Source organism: Alcaligenes sp. 13f (genome assembly GCF_020496585.1).
Taxonomy (GTDB): Bacteria; Pseudomonadota; Gammaproteobacteria; order Burkholderiales; family Burkholderiaceae_B; genus Alcaligenes; species Alcaligenes phenolicus.
In genome coordinates this window covers 1-24109 of record NZ_JAHKKC010000037.1, presented here as the reverse complement: position 1 = coordinate 24109, position 24109 = coordinate 1, and the positions used below count along the sequence as shown (strand labels likewise).

The following is a 24109-nucleotide window of genomic DNA, read 5'->3' as shown; positions in this document are numbered from 1 at the left end:
GGTCGCCCGGAACCAAGGAGTCCAGCGTGACCATTTCCCATTCATGTTGATAAGCAGTCGGGGTCTTAAGCATGAACGTATTATGAACAAGCCTGCTGTTTTATGGGAGGGTTTGTCAGCAGTCTGAAGCCGCATTACGCGGCTTTTTTTATTGAACGCTGGGGTTCAGGCCGCGCTGGCGGGCAAACCAAACACCCGGTCAAAGGTCCAGCTGAAAATAAAGGAATAAATCAGAAAGAACACCAGAATGGCTACTTCCATACGCAAGGCTTCCAGCAAGCCGACCTGATACCACCACATATACAAAGGCACGATAGCAATCACCAGGCCAGCCTCAAAGCTGATGGCATGCACACTGCGGCGCAACAGACTGCGGCCTTTGACAGCTTGGCGGGATTCCCAATGTTCGAACGCCGTGTTGAACACGTAGTTCCAGACAATCGCAATCACCGAGATCGCCACAGCAATGGGCGCGGACTCTGAAGCCTCCCCACCGGCAAAGTACGCCAGCAAGAAAGAAGAAAAAACAATGGCAAAAAACTCGAACAAACCCACGTAAAAAACGCGGCGTTTCCAACCCTGGAGTGTCATGACTACCCTGCTGCGGTGCATCAGCCTGGCACTGAAAGAGATTCAGCCGGACGAGACGATGCGTTCAAAAATGGAGTGGCAAATCCGATGCACAGGCCCTCAGCCCGCATCGAAGCTGCAATAAAGCGCACAATCCTACCACAGGCAAGCAGACGGTTTGCAGGGCAGCTCCAATAACCATTTTCAAACCCGATCGGGCAATATTGTTACCCAAGCCTTACGCCATTCACAGCCCGTATCACTCCTCATCAAATCGCATAATCTGTACGCCCCGCAGCATTTATGGTGTCAGTTCCAACCCTCAACCTCTGGACTGGAGCGAACAATGACATTACATAAAGCCAACACCGAACAGCTGCATGAACTCTTGTATCAAGCCCTGGAAACTGAATTGGGTGGGGAGCAAGTCTATAAAGCAGCCATTTCCTGTGCCAATAACGCGGACCTGAAAAAAGAATGGGAAGGCTACCTGGAAGAAACACTGACACACCAACAGGTGCTGAAAAGTATCTTTGAGGAGCTGGCACTGGACCCCGCCAAACAAACACCCGGCCGACAAGTACTGAAACAGATCGCCTCTGCACTGGTCAAGGCCATGGGGTTGGCCAAACAGGCAGGGGATCCGAAAGCGGCAGAGCTGGTCGCATCCGAATGTGTCATTCTGGCCGAAACCAAAGACCATCTGAATTGGCAGTTGATTGGCCTGGTTGGCGAGCAGAGCAAAGACAAGAAACTGGCGACTTTACTCAAACAGGCTCATGACGCCGTCGCTCCCGATGAGGGCCATCACCTGTACCATACCCAGGGATGGTCTCGCGAGCTGTGGATTCAATCCTTGGGATTTCCTGCCGTGCTGCCTCCGCCAGAAGAGCAAAAGCAAGTCGAAACGCCGATCGGGGCCTCGCGGGCCGAGCAGCAACGCAACAAGATGCTGTAAAAAAAGGGCCGCAAGGCCCTTTTATCTTTATGTATCGCCGTCCAGACGTCGGCGTGCTTTCAACGCGATGGAGGAATAATAGGCCTCCAATTTCTTGAGCTGTTTTTCATCCAGCTCCTCAACATCAATCAAGCGCTCATTGGCATCTGTCAGTGAAATAATCAGCTCATCAAGTTTTATATGCAGTGCCTTGCTATCTTTATTCTGATTTTGCTGAATTAAAAACACCATCAAGAAAGTAATAATCGTGGTTCCGGTATTGATAATTAATTGCCAGGTCTCCGAATAATTAAAATAAGGCCCGGACAAGGCCCAGACCAGCACGGCTAAAACAGCAACAGAGAACATGATGGGCGAGCCGGCAAAGCGGGTCACGGTCTTGGCAAAGCAGTCAAACAAACTGTCTACAGAATCTGGCTTGCAAGGTTTAACCACGGGTGGCTCCTCCTGCTTGCACGCAGAGGAGGAAAACGGGTCTTTTTCCAAGGAACGCTTGTCGTTTTTCATGGCAAATTCCTTATAAATAAAAGCAGTTTAGTCGGGAGCCCGCCTCATATATTTCAAATAAAAACGAAACTGGGCAAAACTCAAACAGAGCTCGATCAAGGACACACCTGATTTTCCTGCCACCGACTTGAGTCACACCGACGACAAGCCAGCCAAACGATTTGACCCAGCCTTATCCCCTTGTCTGATGCAAGGATAGCCAAGAACTCCTCTGTTTTTTTTACGGGTATTTGCGAACGAAATATCCTTTTACAGCTGACACTACCCAAGCCCCAACAAGATTTGTAAGATGCGGGCTGACTATCTTGCTTTCAGTTTGATAGTTTTTGTAGAAAGTACATTGCTGTCTTTTTTTAAAACACGCTATTTCCCATAGCCTTTATTTAAAAAGGAGCAAGAAGTGGGCAAGATTGACCATAAAACCATGTGTATTTTGTGCCAGACTCTGCCGCTTTCCAAAGCGCATACACCTAAGCATGCTTATATGGAACGCGTCACCAAAACAGAGGACTATGGAGACCAGGGAGCACAGAGCCTGTTTCGCTGCTCCGTTTGCCAAACTCACTGGCTTTATCAACAAGACAAATGGAAAAGTTGTCTGGGATTCAAGCTCTGGACCGGGAATGTAGATGACTATCTGTCCTCAACAAGAAATCCCGGCAAAACATGGGGACAGCAACAGAACCCCAGAAGCTCATCTCCGGGCTTTGACAATCGACCGTTCCATTAGCGCCTCCCGCATTCCATAGCGCGCATGACTCTTGAATTGTCATCATGAACGATTAGTCAGGTGCTCAAGCCAGCCTTGTTGCTCAAAACAGGGCTGGCTCGAAAAAAGAAAACGAGCGGGCACGAACAGCCCTGCGCAAAAAGCACAGGATGCTAATCATCAAGTGGGATATCAAAGCTCGGCCTATCAGAACGAGCCTTCAGGACCATGAAGCCGGGCAGGCGGCATGCATAAGAATGGCGGGCCCAGCAGGAATCGAACCTGCAATCTTCCCTTAGGAGGGGAAAGTTATATCCATTTAACTATGGGCCCGGCGGGTCTTTTGTGGAGTTCGCGCAAGCCGCATGTATACTGGCTTACACCGCATGAACACTGGCTTTCAAGCCTAGTACGGACTCACGACAATATCATTATTTGTCATTCAACATCATCCGTTATCATGCTGAACTGCTACAAAACTGCTACAGGAGTTGATGCTATGGCGTCCATTATAAAAATCGGAAACAGCTGGCGCGCACAGATCAGGAAAGCAGGGCGTAAGTCTATCAGCAAGACGTTTCCCACGAAAGCCCAGGCGATCCGTTGGGGATACGAAATGGAAGGCGGTGCCAAAGCCCAGTCCCGCCTGACCGTGGCTGAGGTCATTGCCAGCTACCGCGAGCAACGCGAACTGTCAGGACGGCCCATTTCCAAAAGAACGAACACACATCACATGCTAGAGAATTTGGCCAACGACGAGTTTGGTTTAGGCCAGCTCCGTGTGGAAAAACTAGAGACAGATGACCTGATCCAATACTGCAGGCGACGGCTACGCACGATTCAACCGAGTACCGCCAACATGGAAATGACGCAACTGGGTACTGTGTTACGTCATACCAAGGGCATGTTAGAACTGCAAATTGGGGACATTGTGGGTGACGCTCGCCCTGCCCTGCATCACTACGGCCTGATCGGCGCGAGCAACATGCGCACTCGTCGACCTACGGCTGCTGAGCTGGAAGCTATTTATAAGGAAATTGATGCCCGTCCACGTATGAAACACATGCGGGCGATTCTTACGGTAGCGCTACATACCGGAATGCGACGAGGAGAAATATTGCGGATCCGATGGCTAGACCTGGACGATACACGTCGTACTGTGATCATCCGAGACAGAAAAGACCCAAAGCAGAAAATTGGCAATGACCAGGAGATCCCTCTCCTGGGTGCTTCATGGGATGTCATCCAAGCTCAACCGCGCAAAGCGAATGAGCCACGCATCTTCCCTTACAACCCAAGCACAGTGAGCAACAATTTCACGCAAATATGCAAGAAGCTGGGCATCACTGGCTTGGTGCTTCATGACATGCGCCATGAACTGACCAGCACATTATTTGAGTCTGGCTGGCAGATCCCGGAAGTCGCCGTGGTAACAGGTCACAAGTCTTGGACCCAGCTCAAACGCTATACACAAATCGAGCCAACCAGCCTTCATGACAAACCTATCGCCTTTCGGAAGACAAGCTAGCCTGGGCCTGTTGGTAGCAAGCATCCAGATAACGCCCCAGCTCCCGGACATCCACAAACCGATTCCGACCCTCCACATAGCTGGGGATAGGAAATGTTCCGTCACTAATCTGATTACGCACAGTTCCATGCGTCAGGCCCAGCTCCTGGGCCACCTCTTTAACAGATACGCGCAGACGCCCGTACTTCAAATAGAGCATTGCCGCTGAATTAGCCACGGTCTGCCCCTCCTATACTGAAGATCCAGCATCGCTCTGAAGTGCTGCCAGTGGTTTTGATTGCACTGTTGACCACACGCTGGCCCTCATACTTATAGCGGCGACTGGTCTTTAACAACTGCTTCAACTCACGCACCGGCGGTATCTGCTGCTTATGATCGGCGGCCACAGTCACAAAATGGTTCAGGTTGATGGCCACTTGGCCTTTGACCCTAGAATGATTCAAGCGCTGGTTCAAATCCTCCCCTTCTCCCTGGTTCAAGTATTCATACATATCCCAAAACTCCTGTACCAATGGATGATCAGCACTTAAGGCCTGCTCCCGCTGCTTGGCCATGAGCCGAAAATGCTCATGCAGCTCGTGGAGCTGATTGTCGGTGATGGGTACAACCAACTGCAACGCTTCGGCCAACGCCATCATCTGAGCGTGATTCAAGGCAATGCGAACAGTCTTAATACCATCTTGATCCAACAAAGCTGCCTGATGCTCCTCGGTTTTGACTGTCACTATCTCTAATACTTCCTTAGCCTTCAAAACGGACTGCAATGCAAATCCGCTCAATTCCTCCACAGACATTTGGCGAATCTTTCGATAAGCAGCAGCTGTGCCTCTGGTGTGGCTCGACTTATCAAAGTACAAATGCACAATCCGCGACAAAATAGCCTCTGAGGCGCTAACGGTATTGTTCTGCGCAATTACAATCGCTCCCCGGAACGGCGGCTCATAGGTTTCGTTACCACTGGTGGCCATACCCCTCGATCGCAAACTACGCCCGTTATAGGCAGTCTTCAGCTCGTCCCAGTCGAATGACTTAACATGTGCCTTGCCATCACCGCTTTGCTCTCGGTCTGACTCAATCAACACTGAGGGCATGTTGGCTGTTTGTGCAAAGCTACGCGCCCGACCAGCATTTGTGGATTTAGCCGGATCCCAACCTTCATGATCATCCCGACCTAGCAACTTCCAAATGAACTCAATCACACTGGTCTTTCCTGAAGCGGCTTCACCAACGATTTCAAGAAAAGGATAGCTTTTCTGCTCCTGGCGGATTTGCTCCGCAAATAAGGATCCGAAGAAGAACGTCAGCGCAGCCAGCCCATTATTTCCATAAGCCTCGGCAAAATATTGGAACCAGTCCTTCTGGTAGTCTCGCAAATCGGGATTGAGTTGCACGTCCACAGACTGCAGCAGGCTTTTCAAGGAAACCTTACCCAGATCAAAATAGTCCTCCTCATTGATCTGATATATCTTTCCGTCCCGTACCGCGATGTTCCGATACACATAGGTGTCGAACTCACGGGCATAACCGATAAAGTCCACCGTTTCTACTCGCTTAATGTCGAACAACTGGTGGCGCATCGTGCGCTCTAACATGGAGTTGGTCCCGGTGTAGACCGCACCAGGTGCAATGCCCAGCAACCGCTTTTTGAACTCGCTGGCTGTCGATATCTGACCTGCTGTGAAAGTATTCTTGATAGCAGCGCCATCGTGTGGAAACTCCACTCTGAAGTAATACCAGGACTCATCCGTGATCTTGTTTTGTTGAAAATACAGGGGCGTAGGCAAGCAATTGGCAATCTCGCGGATGCCTCCCGCCTCACGCATGGCCAGCTCGCGCAACTCTTCTTGATCTAAGCCGGATTTCTCTTCCGATATTCGGTCAATGGCTCTGTGATACTTCTCGATATCCAGGTCAAACCAGTACTGACGATTGCCGAAGCCGAACTCAAACGAGTTCAGGCCCTTCTTCTCGAAGATCAAACGACCGCGCTCTGCTGCCGTCTTGGCCGTCAACAAAGCGCCTTCGTAGAGGTATTCGTCCAGACCCGCTTGGCTTAGGTAGTACTTCTCAGGATCTTCCTGGTTGCGATCAAGCAGAAGTAAATCGCTCCAATCCCGCTTGGTTTTTCCTTGCGGAATCACAGCGGCTTGGCACAACCAACCTTCAGACTCAGCCCGATCCTTCCATTTACGGATATATGAGCGTCCCGCCTTGTCGCCATCTAGAGCCCATACCAGGCTGGGCGGCTGGCCCTTACGGGCCTCGCGCAACTGCTCCAAGGCCGTCCCTGGGTAGTTGTTGCATGTCAGAGCTGCGACTGCCGGAGTACCCGCTTGGGTCAAGGCAATAGCATCGAATATGCCTTCCACGATCCACAGCTTACGAACCTCTTCCAGCTTCACCGTTGGTGGCACAAACCAATTTCCCTGGTAGGTACCGCCATACTTGAAGTTGGCCTTCTTCTCGAAACGGCCAGGTTCATCAATCAGGCGTTCCCACCAGGTATTGCCAACAACAAACCGCACGGTGGCAGTGCCAATCTTGCGGTCCTTGTCGTAGAAGTTTTCCTGTGTGTAGCAGCCCTTGATCAACGACAGGTCGAATCCTCGGCTGATGTTCAGATACGCGTCTGCGGCCGCCGTAGGGCTTTCCTTTGTTTGCGGGTAACGGCGTGACCAATGCTCGAATAAGTCCGGGTACAGCTTTTTAATCGGGATCTCGTAGCCGCAATTATTCAAGCGACCGCATTTAATAACCCATGGATTATCTGCCTTGGTGTAAAGCTCCTTTTTGCCGCAGGATGGGCAGCGCCCCTGCCGCAGCCAGCCGGAGCGCTCCTTGAAGTCAAACTCGCCCAATTTGATTAAGGCTTCGTTCAAAATGTCAGGGGACATGAGCATTTAACGATCAACCAGTTTGCGGAACTCGGTAAAGCGAAAACCGCTTTTGGATTCCAGGGTTATCAAAGACTTGTTCTCATACACGGCGCTGGCTCGCGCCTGGTTCAACTGTGCTTGAGTAAGATGCCGATGCAGTGATTTCTGATCAGCAGTTGGGAGAGTCTGTTTCATGCTTGCTCTCCTTCATTAATTGCACCAGGTGGCTCTGGCAGATGCTGCCAATGAGTAACCCGTCCGTCGCCGTGGTAGTCCATTTCACCGTTCGCACGCTGCCAACGACCATCACTTCCACACAGGCTCACGTCAGGCCCTGTTGCCTCTTCATCTGGATCGCCACCTTCCCAAAACGCAAGCACTTTTGTGCTCGAAAAAACGCCCGGAGGAACCTCTGGCAGCCGGTCACAAACACTTATCCATTGCCCTGGTGCGGTCATTTTCGTGGTGTCAGGCAAATAATCTGACAAGGCCTGTGCTGGCATACCTGCTTTCACATCGTCAGGATGCAATATGAACTGATCGTCCACTGCCGTTGTGCTGCGCACTGAATTACTCATTGACATCGAAAATGCTCCTCTGTGACGACTGATTGAGCACATCAAAAACGTGCTCGACCTCAGACCGCTCCATAACCGGAAGGTCAACACTTGGATCCGGCAGACCGGATGGGGAAATGGTGCGAACTGCTTCTAAGGTGGCCACCCAGGAGTGGCCGCAAGGCACCTTGTTGCACAAGAAATAAACTTTGCGCATCGTTCGGGAAACGCCAGTGCTGGTTCGGATCTGTGCACGGCTACCGCAATGTGGGCAGTCCATGCCTACGCGGAGTGCCATAGCGCTACTCCTTCTTACCCTGACGCATCTGCTCCAACCCCATGCGGAAGCAGATTCGGGCGAACTGTGCAAGGGGCCGTTCGTCGGCAGCAGCCAACTCACGTACTTGCGCCATCTCGGCTGGTGGTAAACGCAAGCCGATCATTTGGGTCTTTTGTTCGGGGCTGGTTCGCGCTGCCCGCTTAGTGGTATGTTTCATGGCGTGACTCTCGATATAAGGTGTGACAACCAAATTATCGATTCAAACGAATCCATTGTCAAACAGGAAGCATTCAAATGAGTCTAGGCGAGCGATTAAGAGAAGAAAGAAAACGCAAAAATCTTGACCAAGCTGCATTTGCTGAGCTTGGTGGTGTCAAAGCTCTCGCACAACGAAACTATGAGACCGGAAAGCGTTCACCTGATGCCAAATACTTAATCGCACTGTTGGAGCACGGTATCGATGTTCAATATTTGCTGACAGGCACACCGATGGTGAAAGAAGCGGCGATAGAGAAAGAGCTGGCGGCCCTTTCAGACGCATGGGAGGCAATTGATTGGGCGCTGGCCGAAGCTAAAAAGACCCTGCCGCCCGAGAAAAAACGCAAAGCAGCCGAAGCACTGTATATGGCGGTGAAAACAGGAGAAGGTCAGGCCAAACCGTTAGCACGCCTAGTAAGTATGGCGGCGTAAAAAAACCCGCGCCTCTGGCACGGGTTGAGTAATTATTTAGAAAATGTGCTGAGCGTATCGAAAAAAACACTTAGACCAGGTGCCCCTTGATCGTCGTAATACAGCTTGTTGAAATCCGCTGTCCAATAGCCATTTTCGTCTAACAGGCCATCAAAATCCACAACAGGTAAGAATGTCTTGACCGCTTTTAACGCATTTTCACGACTGATCCTAACCTCGTAGGCAGGTGACTTCAGTAACTTCTGACTGTAGGGATTTATTGTGGTCTCCAGCGCCACTGCACGAACCGTAATTTCATCTACATCCGTGTGGATGAATGGTCTATAAACACCATAAATCAATGCTCGCTTCAGTTGGCTCTCAATAACACTTTGAGAGTCGCCCTTAAAAACAGACTTCCCCAGTCTAACTTTAAGGGGCTTTTCACTCTCCACCTTCAACGTATTATTGTCCTGAACATAGTCCGAAAATTCCTCAAACATCTCGATCGGATTTGTGAATTTTTCTATAGCTTGAGCATTCACTCCGCTAACGACAAATAAGCCAGAAATTAAAATCGTAAAAATACTGCGCTTCATCCCAACATTCCCCTGTTTAAGTTGATTGAAAACGCTATCTTTTATAACATTTTATTTCAACCAACCAACGAGCTGTACAGGAATGAACGTGCATTATCTTTTCGGCGAACCATCCACGGAGACTACGCCACACCGTGACTACTTAAGGGACCTCCTGGCAGAAGCTACACCACTGGAGGCTACTGACCTAGTCGAATTAAAAAAAAGATGCACGCTTAATTGCACGTCAGATCAATTTGACGTTCGCATTTTGATTTCAAATACTTAGAAGCAAAGCCCCTTTAATTAGGGGCCTATTTTAGCCCTATCCGTTTTCTTCTTCGCCTTCAGATTCTTCCGCTTCTTGGGTTTCCAAATCAAGCGTCAGTCGTAAACCGCCAGAACCATCCAGACTGTGCTCCAAGTTTTTCACAAGCCACTCGATCTCCCGAATAGGCGGTTTCATATTCGTAAATTTGACCCGATACTGTGGCGTCATTTCGGGTCGGCTGACTGCCATACTGAATTTCATACTTGCTGTGCCGCGACGAATCCGCTGCCACTCAGCCTGTGCGGCCTGTAAAGCGTCTGTCTCGTTGGCATATGTCTCGCGCAGGTGCTTTGCATTGCCCAGAACCCCTACGACCACAGAGCGCTTCTTACTTTTACGGGTATCAAGCCACATTGCTTTAACGCCGGTGTATGAATCCCGCCCCACCTGCTGAAAGCTATGGCTATCACCATCACTTCGTAGCAGCTCCAACAGAGGCATCTGCTGCCCGTTTTGAGTTCTGGCGCCAGTAATCACCAGGAACACCAGTCGCCCGTCTTTAACATTGGCCACGGCATCGTGGCGCTTGCCAATACGATTCAAGAATGCCAGGTCAGACTCATTGGTTTGATCAATGTGCTCCACCTTGATCTTGGCGAACATCGGATCCACTACTGGCTTCAAGCCATGATCTGCCGCGACAGCCTCCACAATCTCCTTCACGGTCTTTTTATGAAAGCTGCGCTCAGTACGCGTGCGTAGCGGACTGGTCATATCCGCAGACCGGCCACGCAACGTAATGATGTCGGGTGTGCCGCTATGCGTCAGCTCGTCTACCGTAAACGTACCTTTGTCGACCAGGCCGATATGACTCCAGCCAATTGAGACTGCAAGCACGGCTCCCAATGGCGGAATCTCCAACAAGCCATCGTGATCACTAAGGGTAATGTCTAACTGGTCAGCTTCATCACCACGACATTCTCGAATCGACAGACTAATCAAACGCGGATTAAGCGCCGGTGCCAGATCTTTACCGTCCAACAGCACGCGCCAAACCGCACGAGGATAAAGGGGATTCATAGACAATGCCGCCTTACAGTAATACGTGCGAGGGGAGTTTTAAATCGCCCAGGAAGGCATCGGCTTTATCCTCGTCAATGCGAGTCAAGGACACACTGAACTCGATACGACGCGCCTGGCCAAATTGATTGTGTACGGACTGGCTTTCCGTCAGGTTCGTAATCACATAAACCCCATGGAAAAAACCCAGGCCATCCACCAAAGTGAAGGCCTTACCCGTATCACCCATGTTCCGTAAGAAGCTGATAGACGCTGCCATGCCCATCTGGCCAGGGGCGAGCCACCCAGGCAAAGTAATGGTTTCGTCGCCTACGCCCAGGTACTGAAAAGCAGCTCTGGCACCTACACGACTGCTTTGTGCGTGACGCCAAGATGTCTGCCGCTCAAGAGTTTGATACGCTGCCGTGTTCATTCCAAACATGAACAGACCCAATGCCATCATCATTCTGGGATCCTCAATAGTCGGTTAGGCTGGAGCGCTGCCGGGCACGCTGCTCATTCTTGTATCGCTCCAGCTCCAGGCGTACTGCCTGGGCGATGTCCGTCGGACTTTGACCAGCCTGCGGATAGATATTGATCTCGATGTGGTCACCTCCTTGGCTATACCGGGAGCTTGTGGACTCTTGTCTGTAGGTGTTCTGCTGGACCTGGTGCTGGATAGATGGCCGAGTGTCGAACACCAAAGCCCCCACACGCTGCAAGGCCTGCTCCACGGTCTGACCCACGCGAGAAAGCACATCACCGGCTGGAGCTAAGAAACTGCCTAGGCGCTCGCGTAATTGATCCAGCATTAATACCGGCTCATTGCCCACGTCAATTGAAGCAGGCACCACCGGCGGCGGCAACACAGGCAGCTTTTCCTGCCAGCGGATCAGCCCCTCCTCGTTCACCAGTTGAGGAACCTGCTCCATGCGAGCAATCGGCTCCTGTACTTTTGAAACTGGTCGAGTATGTTCACGCTGCTCCTGGAGCTGGAGCGGATTGATCTGAGCCACCACCTGGCCAACCCGCGACAATACCCGACTCACGGGATCAAAGAAGCTACCCAGACTCTCCCGTACTTGAGCCAGCATTGATACCGGCTCATTACCCACATCATTTGAAACAGGCACCACCGGCGGCGGCAACACAGGCAGCTTTTCCTGCCACCGGATCAGCCCCTCCTCGTTCACCAGTTGAGGAACCTGCTCCATGCGAGCAATCGGCTCCTGTACTTTTGGAACTGGTCGAGTATGTTCACGCTGCTCCTGGAGCTGGAGCGGATTAATCTGAGCCACCACCTGGCCAACCCGCGACAATACCCGACTCACGGGATCCAAGAAGCTACCCACACTCTCCCGTACTTGAGCCAGCATCGATACCGGCTCATTGCCCACATCATTCGAAGCAGGCACCACCGGCGGCGGCAACACAGGCAGCTTTTCCTGCCAGCGGATCGGCCCCTCCTCGTTCACCAGTTGAGGAACCTGCTCCATACGAGCAATCGGCTCCTGTACTTTTGGAACTGGTCGAGTATGTTCACGCAGCTTCTGCAGTTTCTGCAAAGGCCTTGCTTGCTCCACTGCCTCAACCGCTTTAGAGATGTACTTGTGTGCCTGGGCTTGCAAGGGATTAGCGCCAGCGGCCATTACCACACCAGCAGACAGCACGGTTGCGACAAGCCCCTTAACAGCCTTGCCTACAGTCGGTTTACGCTGCGTCACACCGATAGCCGCACCCTCGGAGATGTTCTGACCGAAGCCCATAAAGACACGGCTGGGCGAGTGAATCCCCAGCTTTTCTTTGAACCAGCCGGTGACCTGGTCGCCCAGGCCGGTGATCGAATCCTTTACGGCACCGGCCATTCCCTGGATACCGTTGACTAGGCCCGACAGCATCATCGAGCCAAAGCCCGTAAATTTTTCAGGCAGCTCCACACCAAAGTAGGACATGACGCCAGACATCACCTGATAGAACAACCCCAACGGTGACCAGTTAAGAATGACTGCACCAATGCCAGCCAACCCCCCTGATGCTCCCAGCGACAAATCAGACCAGAACTTTGTGAATAGCCCCTGCACTGCCGACCAGGCACGGCTTGCACCATCGCCCAGGCCGCGCAGCATTGCCATACCTGCTTCACTCAACGAGCTGGGTAACTCAATGCCCAGGTAGCGCATCACCCCGGCCCAGGCCTTGTAGACCCAGCCCAAAGGCGACCAGTTCACCAGCAAAGCAGTTACTCCTCCCACTCCCTGGTCAAACGCGGATTTGACCTGGCCCCACAACCCAGCAAAGAATTGCCGAATAGGTTGCCAGTACTTGATGATCAAGTAAGCACCGAGCGCTATTGCAGTGATCGCCAAGCCAATGGGATTAAGTAGCAACAAGCGACTGAACGCCAAGAAACCCCGCGCCAGCATGGAAAAGGCCCTACTACCGACTTTCGCGAGTAGAGATAGAGCGCCTCCACCCTTGATCCCCAGCATGCTAAGCCCAAACCGAACCATGACTATTGGGCCAAGAATGGAAGCCAGCATAAGCGTCAACGCGCCACCGGCTGCAATAACAACCGCCAGGACAGCCGCAACACGCACCAGCCCTGAAGTCAGTTCAGGATTGGCAACCATCCAGGACTTAATACTCCCTACAACACCAGTGACCCACTTCACCAAGCCACGTAAGGCACCGTTCTGCTGCTCCTGCAACTGGATACCCAGGTCTTCCCAACCGCTGCTTAATTCATCCAAATCCCCCTTCATGTTGTCACCCATAATCTGGGCCACCTGTCGCGATTCACCCGAGGCTTGCCGCAAAACTTCGATCAAGGCTTGCAGTGCGCCGTTACCAGCCTGCTGCACCAGAACCGTCATTGCGGCACCCGCTTCTTCGCCCGCAATGGCCTTTAGAAGGCCACCGCGCTCCACATTGCCCATTTTGGCTGTGCGTTCATGTATTTCTGAGAGCAAGTCAGGCAACTGACGCATATTGCCTTGAGCGTCTTTAACTTTGATCCCCAACTGCTCCAAAGCCTTAGCCGCCTCTTTAGGCGGTGCGGCCATACGGCTGAGAATCGCGCGAAGAGCAGTTCCGCCCATCGAGCCCTGAATACCAGCATCCCCCAGCTTGCCCGCAGCAGCCGCCATAATCTCGATGTCTTGACCATAGGCAGCCGCATTAGGCGCGGCATATTTCATGGTCTCGCCCAGCATGTGGATCGAGGTGTTGGAGCGCGTGAATGCCGCAACCATCACATCACCGACCTTTGTCATGTCGGCGGCCTGCAAGTTGAAGCCGGTCAGAATATTGGAAGCAATATCGGCTGTCTGGCCTAAGTCCATATCCCCCGCCTTGGCTACATCCAACATGGCAGGCATCGCAGCGATGATGTCCTCGGGCTTAAATCCAGCCATCGCAAAGAAGCTTTGCCCTTGTGCCGCCTCTGTTGCGCTGAACATGGTCTTTTCACCCAGCTCCCGCGCTTGTTGGCGCAATGCCGCCAATGCCTCGTCGTTGTTACCCAGACGAGACAAAGCCTGCACCTTACTCATGGTGGCATCAAACTCAAGACCAGGCGCCATCATCTTCGCGCCGGTGTACAACGCACCAGTCCCCACTGCCAGGCCAGTCGCGCCAGTGGCCGCCATGCTTGAAGTCAGAGCCTGGCCGCGAGCCATACGCTCTTTAGCCGCATTGACACGCTGCTGCTGCCGGGCAACTTGATCCAAGCGCGATCTCTGTTCAGACAATGCCCGATTGGTTTGCGCGATGTTTGAGCGTAGCTCACGTTCGCCAGAGGACAGTTGACGGGTCGACCTCCCTGCGGAGTTAAGCCTAGTTCGCAGGGTCTGCAGCTCAGTACTTTGCTGGCCATGCGTCTGTTTCAGTCGCTGCGCGTCTGTCACGGCACGTTTGAACTCTTGCTGCATCGCTCGGGTAGGCTGTGCGACTCCACCCATTGCGCGGGCTAATTGCTGCACCCGGCCCTGGGCCTGCTGCAGCTCTGTCTTGGTTTGATTAAGTCCAGCCGACAGCTCCCGAAAGCGGCCTACGTCCTTCTGAGTGGCCTCCAAGCCGCGCAGCCGGTCGCGTAATTGCTTCAGTGATTGGGAGGATGTGCCTGCCCCGCCTCGGATCCTCTGAAGTGGAGCGGAGATTTTGTCTTGCAGGGCAGTGAGAATTTTAAGTTGTAGGGTCTTGCTCATGTCGATTCCAGACCCTACATCCGTCAGGATTCGGGCTGAGTGCGCTCGCGGGCGCGTTCATGCCAGTCCATCAGTTCAGACACGGTCATGCCTGTCATGGCCGACGGCGGCCAGTGAAAGACCACGGCCAGGTCGGCCATGATCTCGTCCACACTTAATGGAAGTCCTGCTGCAGCTTCTTCTGTGCCAAAAAAGTGGCAACTTCCACACCCAAAGCAGTCAAATCAGCCGGATCCAAATTTGCCACCTCCTGCTCTACCAGCGCTGGCTGACTGATACGGGGAATCAGCTTGATCAGACTGGACACATCCAGGTTAGCCAGGTTGGCCAAGTTCAAGCCGCGCAGCTCGCCGGACTTGGGTTTGCGCAACTGCACATGCGTGATTACTTCTGTCCCGCGCTTGATGGTGGTCTCCAGCTCGACCTGGCCAGGCTGGGTAGCGACCGGGGTTTGTGTCTGGATCGTTTCGTCTTTCATGGTTTTCTCTTTTGGAAAAAGGTTTACAGGCCCAGAGCGGCACGGATGCCCTGGCTCAGATCATTGCCACCAATGCGTTTGATCAGATTGATGGCATCGATCTCGATCAGCTCTTCGCCATTGAGCGTGAGCTTGTAGTAGCTCAGTGAGGTCGTGATCTTCTTCTTGGTGTCTTCACCGGCCTTGGCGGTGCCCATGTCGATCTCGCTATGACGGCCACGCACCACAATTTCGAGTGCTTTCACTTCGGCCACATCATCGCTTTGCACGGCACCAGCGAAACGCAGGCCGAAGGAGCCATGTGTCATAGATCCGAATTGGCGGAACACCTGGGGATCGAAACCGCCCACGGTCCACTCCATCGTCATTTTTTCCATGCCAAAGTCGATGTCGACAGGCACGTCCATGCCGCCACCGCGCCACTCTTCCATTTTTGCGGTCAGCTTGGGCAAGACGATCTCTTCGACCTGGCCAATGTAGTTCTGGCCTTCGTTGAACAAATTGAAATTCTTGAGCTTTGCAGGTAATGCCATCGTTAGACCCTGTTATACCGCCTGGGAGACGCGCTGAGCGAAGTCCACCAGGTAGCGGTTAGTGATGCGCTGACGGAAATTCAGGTTTTCCAGCGGTGGGACCGGCGTGTAGTCGTAGTCGATGTAGGCCTTGCCCGACTGCAGTACTTCAGCGGTGTTGGGTTCCTCATCAAACCAGGCCTGGCCATCAATGATGTAGCCCAGGGACTTCAACTCGCGGAACTTGGCATTAATCCCTTCAATGATGTCTTTGATCAAGGATGGGTTCATCGGACCGTCGACCGCCCACATATGGCCCTCGGCCATCGTGTCGGCCAGGACTTGCGCCGTGCGTGTGTAGTTCTCAAAGGGATAGGGGCTTTGCGGACCGGCGCAAGTGCGGGATCCCCAGAACCGGAAGCCTTGCCGGTTGATCAGGGTGGTGATGTCCTTTTCGTTCAGATAGCCCGCATCGGTCGCTGGATCCTGCAGATCCCAGAACACATCCCGAGAGATACCCGTCGCGCCATTGATGACGATATTGGACAGCGTCTTATGCCAGCCCACCTCCTCGTCCAGCTTGGCACGCAAGCCCAGGGCAAAAGCGGACGCAGCGATAGCCGATTCTGTTTTAGATGCCGTATCAAAGCGCATCAGCTCAGGCCAGATAAGCATCAGCTCACGCTGCCCGAACGTTTCACGAAACGCGGCGGCCTCTTCTTTGGTCTGGCTGACCAGATCAGACGCATACGCAAAGCCACGCAGCTTATTCGCGATTGTGGCCAGCTCGGCGGTAATGGCAGCATTCTCCAGGCCTGGTGCGCCAATAATGCGGGGTTTGACACGAGGACCCGATGACTGCGCCGCTAGCAAGGCCTGCATGCCGGTGTATCGACCGGAGGCATCGGAACCACCGATCACATTGGCCGTCGTCTCTTCTGGCGTTACGCCTTCGGCCACACGCACGACCACCGTAGTGGGCGATGCCTGGGCAGCCATTGCATCCAACGAGCGTGCCAGCGTGCCCTTCTCACCGGCCTTGCCCACGGCAGACAGCACATTGGTCAGCAGAACCGGGCGATTGAGGGGAAAAAGTTCGGCATCAGCATCGTCAGCCGTGGCCACCATGCCGACAATGCCGGTAGAAATAGTGCGAATGGGTCGTGTGCCACCTTCAATTTCAGTGACACGGACACCGTGATGATAGTCAGCCGCCATGCGGGCCTCCCTATGAGCGTGATCGGGTTAGAACAGCTCTATGGTGGCGTGCATGGCGGCGTAGTTCACCGCTGGCGACTTCTCAGATAGGCGTTAAGAAGTTAACAGCAGAAATATCACAAAGCATAAAAATGATTTATGCCAGATAACAAAATGACTGCGGGGGATGCTTGTGTGGCAAAAGCGACTCTAACTCTATAGGTTGCTCGTACTCGACGACGCTTTTTACCTCAATCGCATGAGCCGTATCGCGGTCAGCGAAGTACTGGTCAAAAAACTTACGAGTAATCCCTGAGAAATTGCGTGTTTTTCTCCATAAAGAATCTGGGCTGTCGCTTAATATGCTAGCGATTTCAAACTCCCCCACAACCTTCCCTACCGGCAAAGTGGCATAAATTACTACAGTACGAACAGATGGATCTTTAAATACAGCCTTACGAAATTCGTACTTCTTTTCACCACTCAAAATTTTAGATACGTATTCAGGTTTAATAGACAATAAGACTTTCATCGATTTGACCCAGGCGAGCGATGTTAAGTAGCTGGGCAGGAGTCAGAGGGACGAGGCTCCAGCGCAGAGTCCGGTCAATACCTACTTCATCAGCCAGTTGCTGACGGGTCGGTCGTCGGTTGAGAGCGACATTATAGGAGAAGCGGATAACGTGAGGGTAACGCCGTCGATCCCAAAAATCGTTTAGCTCTGGCTCAGTAAATACGCTATATGGCCCGCAATACCGAAGAAACTCGTCCTTTGACTGAAAACTTGACAGGTGGCGGTACTCTTCTATGACACAAATTGATGTAGCTACGGACCGATATTCTGCTGGACCTTGGTTGTCCGTCGTACGGTAGATAACTATGGGTGTTCCGGGTGTCAAACGGTTCATGCCCGGAATGGCACCTAGATAGACTTTATGAATGCTATTTGTGTGAGAAACGTCCTGAATAATACGAGCGTTTTCATTCACCAACATCGAATCCGGCAAGAGCCGCGTATGCCACTCAGGCATGAGTGCGAGCATGTAGGGAGTAGAACTCGCTAGATTGACCAGTGGATAACTCTGCATAGGGTCAACATAGGGGGTGTGTCGCACACGTCGAAGATACACTCCCTCTCTTCCATTCGGGGTAGTCTTGTGTGCAACCAACTGGAAGCCATAGGAACCAAACAGATTTATCAAGCTCTGATGATGATCAAAAATCGTGACATAAATCTCATTGATCTGCCTATCCAACGCATGATCAAAAACCTTCTTTAGAAACCTCTCCCCAAGTTTAGTACCGTGCGCATTTATCTTAAACGTACCTACTTTGATGCGCATATGTGCTGGAAGTATCGGTACTACGTCCGATACGGCCTCGTCCTCGGTTTTCAAATACAAGAACCCATCCAAGCATCCATTATCCGAGTAGAAAACATACGTGCATTCACCTTGCGCAGCTTTTTTATTAAACCATTCGGTAAACTCTTTATAATCATTTTTTAAAGAATCAAAGAACGGATCTGCAAGATCAATTTGTGAAAACAGACGATATTCAAGTGCCATTTTTTCCCACCACAGAAATTTTTCAAAACCAAACTGAGTTACGTTGTGTTTTGAAATGTAGTGTTTTAACTAATTCTTGGCAACTGAGGAGCGCTGTATTTACTGCTTGACCTGCCTAACCAACTGCAGCACCGCGTCTCACTCACTCTTATTCAGAGTGCTTTTCGACAATTAGAGGTTTCAAGCTCTCGCAATGCACTCTGGTTTTTTGGGCCAATCGATAGCATTGGGAAACCCAGCTTGTTGTGGTACATCAAGCAGTGCTTGTCGATACTCGGCCAAGCTAGACTGCTCAACCGCTTCAAACGAAGTAAAGCGTAACGGGTTGTTCACGATGGAGTCCAACTCTAGTAACAACGCATCACGCTGTGCACGAGCATTGGTAGAAAACTCATACGCAAGCGCTTCTTCACCATACTGCTGCCACAGATCGGCAATATCCTCTGAAGTGGGCATAGAGGTATTTTCTAACCGCCAATCCATAATGAATGGCGCACCACTTTGCTCACCCGTTGTGCGATTAATTGGGTGCCCCACCCAAAAGTCCTGGCCGTGTACAGCAGCAGGGTATTTTTTCAACAAAACATAGATCAGATTATCGTGTCGCATTTCACTGTCCTATCAGGCTTGAGGGGTGCCGATTTTGACGGCTCGAAACCACATGGAGTTAACTCCTGACTGCGTTCGTGCGCCTACGACAACATACCCATCTGGAACGTTGTACGCATAACTTCCACCAGGTGAGACGCTACCGCCCGTCTCAACCGCATCAGATTGCCAAACGCAATCTTTGCCAGTTGGCGCTTTAGTGTTGGGGTTGAAATTGCCTGCATGCCAAACGCGGTGTTCTCGAACGAAGACCTCTTTCTCGCCATTTCCACCAATACGAAAAATCTGTGCTTTCTGTCCAACATTTACGAACTGAAGTCCGTAGTCTGTTGCCCCTGTGATGTTGCCAACAATTTCCCAAGCTACGCCTCCGGTGTCAGAAACAAAGCCAATAGTCGGAATTGACTTTTTGACAGACAGATTGCCCGTCATTTGATCACCGGCCTTGCTGACAGGCGTGTAGCCCAAGGCTGGCTGATAGTTGCCCTTTGGCTGGAAATTGTCAGGGTTCAGGTTCTTGGTATGCCAGAGCTCGCAGGCATTGCGCCAGGTATCATTTGTTGGGAACCAGCCTTGCAGGTAAAACCTGTCCGTGTACGGGTCTGTTGACAGACGCATTGCCCCCCGTGTTGACGAGTACTGCATATCAAAAAAGAACTGGCCACCGCCAAATTCAGGAGCTGCGCCACTTCTATAATAGAACCCTGTCGGATTAAAGCTTTCTCGACCCCCAGGAGGGGAGCCAGCAGTGCTCCCCAAACCATAGTCGCCCAAAGCTAAAGAGGTCTTCCACGTTTGCCATACCGAACCCGCCCGGCCACGATAGAACATAACCCCAGTGCTTCCGTTAATTAGAATCTGAGCACCAGTCGACCCTATCTGACGATGGATTAATAGACCACTTCCAAAACCCGGCGGTAAGTCTGCGACAGTACTGTTTGCCCAGTACAGACCAGATGGAACCCCAGCATCGTTGATAGAGGCGGAGGGGAACTTATCGTAGCTAGCGCCTGCACCAGAGCTACCCAGGCCGAAGGACTTCCCCACAGCGAGTAGCTTACCGTCTGTATCGTCATTCGGGCTTGATTGAATATTGTCGCCAAAGCCGTGCGCCACCACCTCCTGAACGAAAGCGGTCGTCGCAATCTGTGTTGTCTTCGTTGTTGTCGAGGCTGTAGGAGCAGTGGGTACACCCGTTAAGGCCGGGCTGGCCTTCGTTGCATAGGCACTGAGCTGACTCTTATCTGCTTTCTTAGCAAGCAGATCCTGCACAGTGGCCGCAAAATTGGGATCGTTGCCCAGCGCCTGGGCCAACTTCTTCAAAGTATCAAGAGCAGCAGGGGCAGAATCAACCACCATCGCTACCACTGCATGCACGAAAGCAGCAGTCGCCAACTGGGTGGTCTTCGTTGCAGTCGAAGCCGTAGGAGCAGTGGGTACACCCGTTAAGGCCGGACTGGCCTTCGTTGCATAGGCACTGAGCTCACTCTTATCTGCTTTCTTAGCCAGCAGATCCTGCACAGTGGCCGCAAAATTGGGATCATTGCCCAATGCCTGTGCCACCTTCTTCAGAGTATCAAGGGATGCTGGACTGGAGTCGACCAATAGCGCCATCACAGCATGCACGAAAGCAGTCGTCGCCAGCTGTGTTGTCTTCGTTGCTGTCGAAGCTGTAGGAGCAGTCGGTACACCCGTTAATGCCGGACTGGCTTTTGTTGCATAGGCACTGAGCTCACTCTTATCTGCTTTTTTAGCCAGCAGGCCCTGCATAGTGGCCGCAAAATTGGGATCATTGCCCAATGCCTGTGCCAACTTCTTCAAGGTATCAAGAGACGCTGGGCTGGAGTCAACCAGCAGGGCCACCACAGCATGCACAAAAGCAGTCGTCGCCAGCTGTGTTGTCTTCGTCGCTGTCGAGGCTGTAGGCGCTGTAGGCTTCCCCGTTAACGCAGGGCTTGCCTTGGGCGCGTATTGAGGGTGCGGGTTACCTGCATCAATATGCTGAGTTAGTGCGGTCTGAACAGCCAGCACATCCTTCCTGGTCGCTAATACCACCGCTGGGTCAATTTTAAGTGAGACGACCGATGCGTTAGACAGGAGTAAAACAATACGAATGACTTGAGTGCGGCCAGACCCCTCTGCCATTTGCGGCTTGTACGTAGGAGGTAGACTGGCCACCGCGATCAGATCACCAGCATCGTCAAAAATACCCGCTTCGCGGATCCACCACCCACCATCACCTTCAGGGATAACCTGCTCTACGATGATTTGAGATGGATTTTCAGGATCTATGGACGCTCGGTTAATTGCTTCTCGACGAATTTGATTAACCAATTTGCGCTGCTTACGATCCGGCGTCGGCACGGCTCCATTACCATCGCCTACCGCCATTGTGGCGTAGTTCACTTTAACGCCCAACACGGCAGCATTCTGATGCTTGGCCTCTCCAATTTCTGTCAAGATTGCGAAATAGGGCTGATTCATAATTGTTTCACCGTCATTGTGTCAATAATATGCAAGGCGCCAATTGCGCCCGGTTGCATTACCACCTCGATATCCCTCTGTTGCGGCGGATACACTGTCAACTCGTCTCCCAAGAAGGCCCCAGCTCCCATGTATGCCGCCCCTTGGCCGACGAGTGAGATCTGTAATCCCGTCACATGGCGTGACAGCGGACGAGCTTCATCAATCAGCCGCACTAGCTCTGCGTAGGTTTCATCCGTTATGCCCTCGTTGTTCACCCCAATCACTAATTGAAAGGTGCCTCGTCGGGCTGGTGGCACCATCTCATGCCACTCAATCACATCGAGCAGATAGCCAAACGGCTCCACAACACGGCGTAGCGACGCGATTGTTCCTTTATGCTTATGCACATAGAACGAATCACGTATCACCTGAAGCTTTGTCGTCAGAGGCCAGGCCTCCGACCACCTATCGACTGAGACCTCCCACGCGAGGTACGGCAAGGCCCACTCTGGTGCTAACTCCGGTCGCGTCACATCGGCAATTACATTGACAGGTAGCTCATCTATTGACCGGCAAGTAGCCGCAATACTGAGTTCGAGCGCAGTGCTGCCAGGTGGCAAAATATTCATGTTCACGCACCTGTACCCGGCGGATCCAGAAGGTTAATGTCGACTTCAACACAACAACCTGCCTGGGCTGCTGTTAGCAACAAATCGGTGGGCGGCTGGTGAAGCGAGACATGCTCGACACCTTCCACATACATCAAATGCTCAAGAAAATTTCGCCAGACTGGTTGACCTTGGCGTTTGCGACGACTGACGTATTTTTTGATGTTATTGACGGCCTCCGCTAGTGCCAACTCCCCGCCCGGACCACTGGATTTCAGAGTGAGTGTCGCTTGCACAGAGTATCGAACGATCTGTGACGACAGAACAGTCAAACGATCCCCTACAGGTCGGATCTCCTCATCATTAAGCGCATCAAAAACCACACTCAGTAATTCAGGACTGGCCGTTCCGTCACCTTCCGATGAAAGTACATACACAACAATGTCACAGGGTTCTGGACTAACAGCCAGCGCATCTACAACACGTCCATCCGCTGACCGAGCGTGAAACACATACGCACCCCGAGGACCAGCCGTAGACAGCCCCTCATAAGCATCCTGGATCCGCTCTCGCAATGCCTCGTCTGATTCCATAATCAAAGGTTTCGGCGGATTAGCCGTCAAATCCTCTTGTTGTACGACGAGACGCTCGATGTAGTACCGCGCTGCGATGTGGTCTAGATCGGATCGCTTTGCAAACGCAAGCAGAACTCGACGGACACGCTCATTAATCCGTTCGCGCAATAGCATCTCTCGATAACTATTCTCTTGTAGCAACATGGCTAAAGGCTCCGAATCCATGTCGATAGCTACTTGAATGCCTGGCCGCAACTCCGGTGGAACCTGTTGCAAAAGAGCCGATTTCCGTTCAGCCAGAATTTGCTCAAAATTAACTTCTTCAATTGCCTCCGGAGCTGGAAGCAGCGACAGATCAATAGGCGATGACGTTTTCACGGCAACCTCACAGGAAAGGAAAGAGGCCAGTCTTGATCTCGCTCGTAGCCGTTAACAATCAAGTCACTACGGCCCGGGTCTTGAGCGCTGGGCTGCAATTGAACCCGCGTCAAACGCAAGCGCGGTTCTTGACGCAACAATGCAGTGGCGGATGCTGCGTACAGCAGCACAACCGTGGCCTCGTTCAAAGGATGGTCCAGTAGCTCAGGCAGCAAGCTGCCAAAGTCTCGACGCATGATGCGAGAGCCCACCGGCGTGGTCAGGATTTTGGTAATGGACTGCGTCAGATGGTCGTGATCCGCCACGGCACGGCCAGTCACCATGTTCAGGCCCAAATAACGGCTCATCGTGGTTTCTCCGTATCGCTATCGCCCGAGCGAACCCCGCCATGCACGTGGATGTGCAACACCACGCCATTGGAGGAAAGCTCACCGCCACTATGGCGAAACTCGCCAGTAATACTGGTACTGCCACCTTTACCGCCTTGACCAGACATACCCGCTAGGTACGTCAACAAGCCTTCAACGGTGTGCTTGCCTGTAGACACGACCTGGTCTGCATCCAAGGTGATCAGAGGGGCTTTGAGGGTAATGGAGTCGGACGCCTGCAAAAGGCGAGTCTTCAGGCCAGTGGTCGCTAAATGGCCTGCTGCTGCGTCATGCTCATGACGAGTGCCGTCTTTGTGAGTCGTGACGATGGCATCAGGGTTTGACGATGGCGCGGGTCGTTCATCGGAAGGCAGACCGGCCAGCACGATACCTGCTGATAAGTCCCCCTCGGGGGCCAAGACCACGACCTGCTCGCCCAGCGTCAGCGGGGACCAGGTGCGGGTGTCACCGGCACGTAATTCCAGCCAGCGCAGCCAGTTGGTTGTCAGATCACCAATGGCGACACGGACGCGGGACGGATGGGCACAATCAACCTCGGCGACGTTTCCGACGCGGATCAGAT

Annotated in this window: 27 protein-coding genes and 1 tRNA gene; 3 read left to right on the top strand and 25 right to left on the bottom strand. The window is 52.4% G+C overall.

Going from position 1 to position 24109, the window contains the following annotated elements:
* Positions 1–165: 165 nt before the first annotated feature.
* Positions 166–591 carry a PACE efflux transporter gene (locus tag KOE80_RS19235; protein ID WP_009461311.1) on the bottom strand — a complete coding sequence of 142 codons (426 nt, stop codon included), beginning with the start codon at positions 589–591 and terminating at the stop codon, positions 166–168.
* Positions 592–916: 325 nt separating this feature from the next.
* Here KOE80_RS19235 and KOE80_RS19230 point away from each other — a divergent pair, with 325 nt between their 5' ends.
* Complete coding sequence (locus KOE80_RS19230; protein WP_035270998.1) at positions 917–1528, top strand: hypothetical protein; 612 nt, start codon at positions 917–919, stop codon at positions 1526–1528.
* 27 nt (positions 1529–1555) lie between these two features.
* On the opposite strand, the gene KOE80_RS19225 is transcribed toward KOE80_RS19230, so the two are convergent.
* Both KOE80_RS19225 and KOE80_RS19220 read right to left on the bottom strand, forming a co-directional pair.
* Positions 1556–2035 (bottom strand): low affinity iron permease family protein, encoded by a 480-nt coding sequence (locus KOE80_RS19225; protein ID WP_115634146.1) that lies wholly within the window; start codon positions 2033–2035, stop codon positions 1556–1558.
* A gap of 967 nt (positions 2036–3002) precedes the next feature.
* Positions 3003–3077, bottom strand: a tRNA-Arg gene (locus tag KOE80_RS19220).
* A 166-nt stretch (positions 3078–3243) separates the two neighbouring features.
* On the opposite strand from KOE80_RS19220, the gene KOE80_RS19215 reads away from it, so the two are divergent.
* Positions 3244–4272: a site-specific integrase gene (locus KOE80_RS19215; protein ID WP_226349765.1), complete on the top strand. Its 1029-nt coding sequence runs from the start codon at positions 3244–3246 to the stop codon at positions 4270–4272.
* On the opposite strand, the gene KOE80_RS19210 is transcribed toward KOE80_RS19215, so the two are convergent.
* The 6 genes from KOE80_RS19210 to KOE80_RS19185 are packed head-to-tail and all read right to left on the bottom strand — an operon-like array spanning position 4247 to position 8202.
* Positions 4247–4489, bottom strand: a complete 243-nt coding sequence (locus KOE80_RS19210) for a helix-turn-helix transcriptional regulator (protein ID WP_226349764.1) — start codon at positions 4487–4489, stop codon at positions 4247–4249. The two genes, KOE80_RS19215 and KOE80_RS19210, sit on opposite strands and share 26 nt — an antisense overlap.
* Positions 4482–7166, bottom strand: coding sequence for a toprim domain-containing protein (locus tag KOE80_RS19205; RefSeq protein ID WP_226349763.1), 2685 nt, complete (start codon positions 7164–7166; stop codon positions 4482–4484). Before KOE80_RS19205 ends, KOE80_RS19210 begins: the two co-directional genes overlap by 8 nt.
* 6 nt (positions 7167–7172) lie before the next feature.
* A complete protein-coding gene (locus tag KOE80_RS19200; protein ID WP_226349762.1) occupies positions 7173–7343 on the bottom strand; it encodes a hypothetical protein in 171 nt (56 codons plus the stop codon).
* Positions 7340–7726 carry a DUF551 domain-containing protein gene (locus KOE80_RS19195; protein WP_226349761.1) on the bottom strand — a complete coding sequence of 129 codons (387 nt, stop codon included), beginning with the start codon at positions 7724–7726 and terminating at the stop codon, positions 7340–7342. The genes KOE80_RS19200 and KOE80_RS19195 overlap by 4 nt, the downstream gene beginning before the upstream one ends.
* Positions 7719–7985: an ogr/Delta-like zinc finger family protein gene (locus KOE80_RS19190; protein ID WP_226349766.1), complete on the bottom strand. Its 267-nt coding sequence runs from the start codon at positions 7983–7985 to the stop codon at positions 7719–7721. Before KOE80_RS19190 ends, KOE80_RS19195 begins: the two co-directional genes overlap by 8 nt.
* A gap of 22 nt (positions 7986–8007) precedes the next feature.
* Positions 8008–8202 (bottom strand): hypothetical protein, encoded by a 195-nt coding sequence (locus KOE80_RS19185; RefSeq protein ID WP_226349760.1) that lies wholly within the window; start codon positions 8200–8202, stop codon positions 8008–8010.
* 77 nt (positions 8203–8279) lie between these two features.
* Between KOE80_RS19185 and KOE80_RS19180 the strand changes: the two genes are divergently transcribed.
* Complete coding sequence (locus KOE80_RS19180; RefSeq protein ID WP_226349759.1) at positions 8280–8675, top strand: helix-turn-helix domain-containing protein; 396 nt, start codon at positions 8280–8282, stop codon at positions 8673–8675.
* A 32-nt stretch (positions 8676–8707) separates the two neighbouring features.
* Here the strand turns inward: KOE80_RS19180 and KOE80_RS19175 are convergent, their stop codons facing one another.
* From KOE80_RS19175 to KOE80_RS19100, 16 genes are all read right to left on the bottom strand, one after another.
* Entirely contained in the window at positions 8708–9253 is a 546-nt protein-coding gene (locus KOE80_RS19175) for a hypothetical protein (protein WP_226349758.1), read from the bottom strand.
* Positions 9254–9557: 304 nt separating this feature from the next.
* On the bottom strand, positions 9558–10583 hold the full coding sequence (locus tag KOE80_RS19170; protein ID WP_226349757.1) for a contractile injection system protein, VgrG/Pvc8 family: 1026 nt from the start codon (positions 10581–10583) through the stop codon (positions 9558–9560).
* 13 nt (positions 10584–10596) lie between these two features.
* Positions 10597–11028 carry a phage tail protein gene (locus tag KOE80_RS19165; RefSeq protein WP_226349135.1) on the bottom strand — a complete coding sequence of 144 codons (432 nt, stop codon included), beginning with the start codon at positions 11026–11028 and terminating at the stop codon, positions 10597–10599.
* A gap of 10 nt (positions 11029–11038) precedes the next feature.
* Entirely contained in the window at positions 11039–14767 is a 3729-nt protein-coding gene (locus tag KOE80_RS19160) for a phage tail tape measure protein (RefSeq protein WP_226349756.1), read from the bottom strand.
* 23 nt (positions 14768–14790) lie between these two features.
* Positions 14791–14907, bottom strand: coding sequence for a GpE family phage tail protein (locus KOE80_RS19155; RefSeq protein WP_226349755.1), 117 nt, complete (start codon positions 14905–14907; stop codon positions 14791–14793).
* 14 nt (positions 14908–14921) lie between these two features.
* On the bottom strand, positions 14922–15245 hold the full coding sequence (locus KOE80_RS19150) for a phage tail assembly protein (RefSeq protein WP_226349754.1): 324 nt from the start codon (positions 15243–15245) through the stop codon (positions 14922–14924).
* A 23-nt stretch (positions 15246–15268) separates the two neighbouring features.
* A complete protein-coding gene (locus tag KOE80_RS19145) occupies positions 15269–15778 on the bottom strand; it encodes a phage major tail tube protein (RefSeq protein WP_115634157.1) in 510 nt (169 codons plus the stop codon).
* Positions 15779–15790: 12 nt separating this feature from the next.
* Positions 15791–16975, bottom strand: coding sequence for a phage tail sheath protein (locus KOE80_RS19140; RefSeq protein ID WP_226349753.1), 1185 nt, complete (start codon positions 16973–16975; stop codon positions 15791–15793).
* Between the two features lie 136 nt (positions 16976–17111).
* Positions 17112–17486 (bottom strand): ASCH domain-containing protein, encoded by a 375-nt coding sequence (locus KOE80_RS19135; RefSeq protein ID WP_226349752.1) that lies wholly within the window; start codon positions 17484–17486, stop codon positions 17112–17114.
* Complete coding sequence (locus KOE80_RS19130) at positions 17464–18522, bottom strand: N-acetyltransferase (protein WP_226349751.1); 1059 nt, start codon at positions 18520–18522, stop codon at positions 17464–17466. Before KOE80_RS19130 ends, KOE80_RS19135 begins: the two co-directional genes overlap by 23 nt.
* 180 nt (positions 18523–18702) lie before the next feature.
* The gene (locus KOE80_RS19125; RefSeq protein ID WP_226349750.1) at positions 18703–19131 is read right to left on the bottom strand and encodes a phage tail assembly chaperone; all 429 of its coding nucleotides are present in this window, start codon (positions 19129–19131) and stop codon (positions 18703–18705) included.
* A gap of 12 nt (positions 19132–19143) precedes the next feature.
* Positions 19144–21615, bottom strand: coding sequence for a phage tail protein (locus tag KOE80_RS19120; protein WP_226349749.1), 2472 nt, complete (start codon positions 21613–21615; stop codon positions 19144–19146).
* Positions 21612–22226, bottom strand: a complete 615-nt coding sequence (locus tag KOE80_RS19115; protein WP_226349748.1) for a phage tail protein I — start codon at positions 22224–22226, stop codon at positions 21612–21614. Before KOE80_RS19115 ends, KOE80_RS19120 begins: the two co-directional genes overlap by 4 nt.
* Before the next feature lie 2 nt (positions 22227–22228).
* Positions 22229–23158, bottom strand: coding sequence for a baseplate J/gp47 family protein (locus KOE80_RS19110; protein ID WP_226349747.1), 930 nt, complete (start codon positions 23156–23158; stop codon positions 22229–22231).
* Positions 23155–23505, bottom strand: a complete 351-nt coding sequence (locus KOE80_RS19105; RefSeq protein WP_226349746.1) for a GPW/gp25 family protein — start codon at positions 23503–23505, stop codon at positions 23155–23157. The genes KOE80_RS19110 and KOE80_RS19105 overlap by 4 nt, the downstream gene beginning before the upstream one ends.
* A partial coding sequence (locus tag KOE80_RS19100; protein WP_319002438.1) for a phage baseplate assembly protein V occupies positions 23502–24109 on the bottom strand: 608 nt, incomplete at its 5' end. The genes KOE80_RS19100 and KOE80_RS19105, both read right to left, overlap by 4 nt.

What these genes read in the sequence shown, in the direction of transcription:
- KOE80_RS19125 (WP_226349750.1), bottom strand. Translation starts at nt 19,131, where the DNA reads ATGCGACACGATAATCTGATCTATGTTTTGTTGAAAAAATACCCTGCT.
- KOE80_RS19170 (WP_226349757.1), bottom strand. Translation starts at nt 10,583, where the DNA reads ATGAATCCCCTTTATCCTCGTGCGGTTTGGCGCGTGCTGTTGGACGGT.
- KOE80_RS19195 (WP_226349761.1), bottom strand. Translation starts at nt 7,726, where the DNA reads ATGAGTAATTCAGTGCGCAGCACAACGGCAGTGGACGATCAGTTCATA.
- KOE80_RS19175 (WP_226349758.1), bottom strand. Translation starts at nt 9,253, where the DNA reads ATGAAGCGCAGTATTTTTACGATTTTAATTTCTGGCTTATTTGTCGTT.
- KOE80_RS19150 (WP_226349754.1), bottom strand. Translation starts at nt 15,245, where the DNA reads ATGAAAGACGAAACGATCCAGACACAAACCCCGGTCGCTACCCAGCCT.
- KOE80_RS19185 (WP_226349760.1), bottom strand. Translation starts at nt 8,202, where the DNA reads ATGAAACATACCACTAAGCGGGCAGCGCGAACCAGCCCCGAACAAAAG.
- KOE80_RS19165 (WP_226349135.1), bottom strand. Translation starts at nt 11,028, where the DNA reads ATGATGATGGCATTGGGTCTGTTCATGTTTGGAATGAACACGGCAGCG.
- KOE80_RS19140 (WP_226349753.1), bottom strand. Translation starts at nt 16,975, where the DNA reads ATGGCGGCTGACTATCATCACGGTGTCCGTGTCACTGAAATTGAAGGT.
- KOE80_RS19105 (WP_226349746.1), bottom strand. Translation starts at nt 23,505, where the DNA reads ATGAGCCGTTATTTGGGCCTGAACATGGTGACTGGCCGTGCCGTGGCG.
- KOE80_RS19200 (WP_226349762.1), bottom strand. Translation starts at nt 7,343, where the DNA reads ATGAAACAGACTCTCCCAACTGCTGATCAGAAATCACTGCATCGGCAT.
- KOE80_RS19135 (WP_226349752.1), bottom strand. Translation starts at nt 17,486, where the DNA reads ATGAAAGTCTTATTGTCTATTAAACCTGAATACGTATCTAAAATTTTG.
- KOE80_RS19160 (WP_226349756.1), bottom strand. Translation starts at nt 14,767, where the DNA reads ATGAGCAAGACCCTACAACTTAAAATTCTCACTGCCCTGCAAGACAAA.
- KOE80_RS19120 (WP_226349749.1), bottom strand. Translation starts at nt 21,615, where the DNA reads ATGAATCAGCCCTATTTCGCAATCTTGACAGAAATTGGAGAGGCCAAG.
- KOE80_RS19230 (WP_035270998.1), top strand. Translation starts at nt 917, where the DNA reads ATGACATTACATAAAGCCAACACCGAACAGCTGCATGAACTCTTGTAT.
- KOE80_RS19180 (WP_226349759.1), top strand. Translation starts at nt 8,280, where the DNA reads ATGAGTCTAGGCGAGCGATTAAGAGAAGAAAGAAAACGCAAAAATCTT.
- KOE80_RS19145 (WP_115634157.1), bottom strand. Translation starts at nt 15,778, where the DNA reads ATGGCATTACCTGCAAAGCTCAAGAATTTCAATTTGTTCAACGAAGGC.
- KOE80_RS19215 (WP_226349765.1), top strand. Translation starts at nt 3,244, where the DNA reads ATGGCGTCCATTATAAAAATCGGAAACAGCTGGCGCGCACAGATCAGG.
- KOE80_RS19225 (WP_115634146.1), bottom strand. Translation starts at nt 2,035, where the DNA reads ATGAAAAACGACAAGCGTTCCTTGGAAAAAGACCCGTTTTCCTCCTCT.
- KOE80_RS19190 (WP_226349766.1), bottom strand. Translation starts at nt 7,985, where the DNA reads ATGGACTGCCCACATTGCGGTAGCCGTGCACAGATCCGAACCAGCACT.
- KOE80_RS19115 (WP_226349748.1), bottom strand. Translation starts at nt 22,226, where the DNA reads ATGAATATTTTGCCACCTGGCAGCACTGCGCTCGAACTCAGTATTGCG.
- KOE80_RS19235 (WP_009461311.1), bottom strand. Translation starts at nt 591, where the DNA reads ATGACACTCCAGGGTTGGAAACGCCGCGTTTTTTACGTGGGTTTGTTC.
- KOE80_RS19155 (WP_226349755.1), bottom strand. Translation starts at nt 14,907, where the DNA reads ATGGCCGACCTGGCCGTGGTCTTTCACTGGCCGCCGTCGGCCATGACA.
- KOE80_RS19130 (WP_226349751.1), bottom strand. Translation starts at nt 18,522, where the DNA reads ATGGCACTTGAATATCGTCTGTTTTCACAAATTGATCTTGCAGATCCG.
- KOE80_RS19205 (WP_226349763.1), bottom strand. Translation starts at nt 7,166, where the DNA reads ATGTCCCCTGACATTTTGAACGAAGCCTTAATCAAATTGGGCGAGTTT.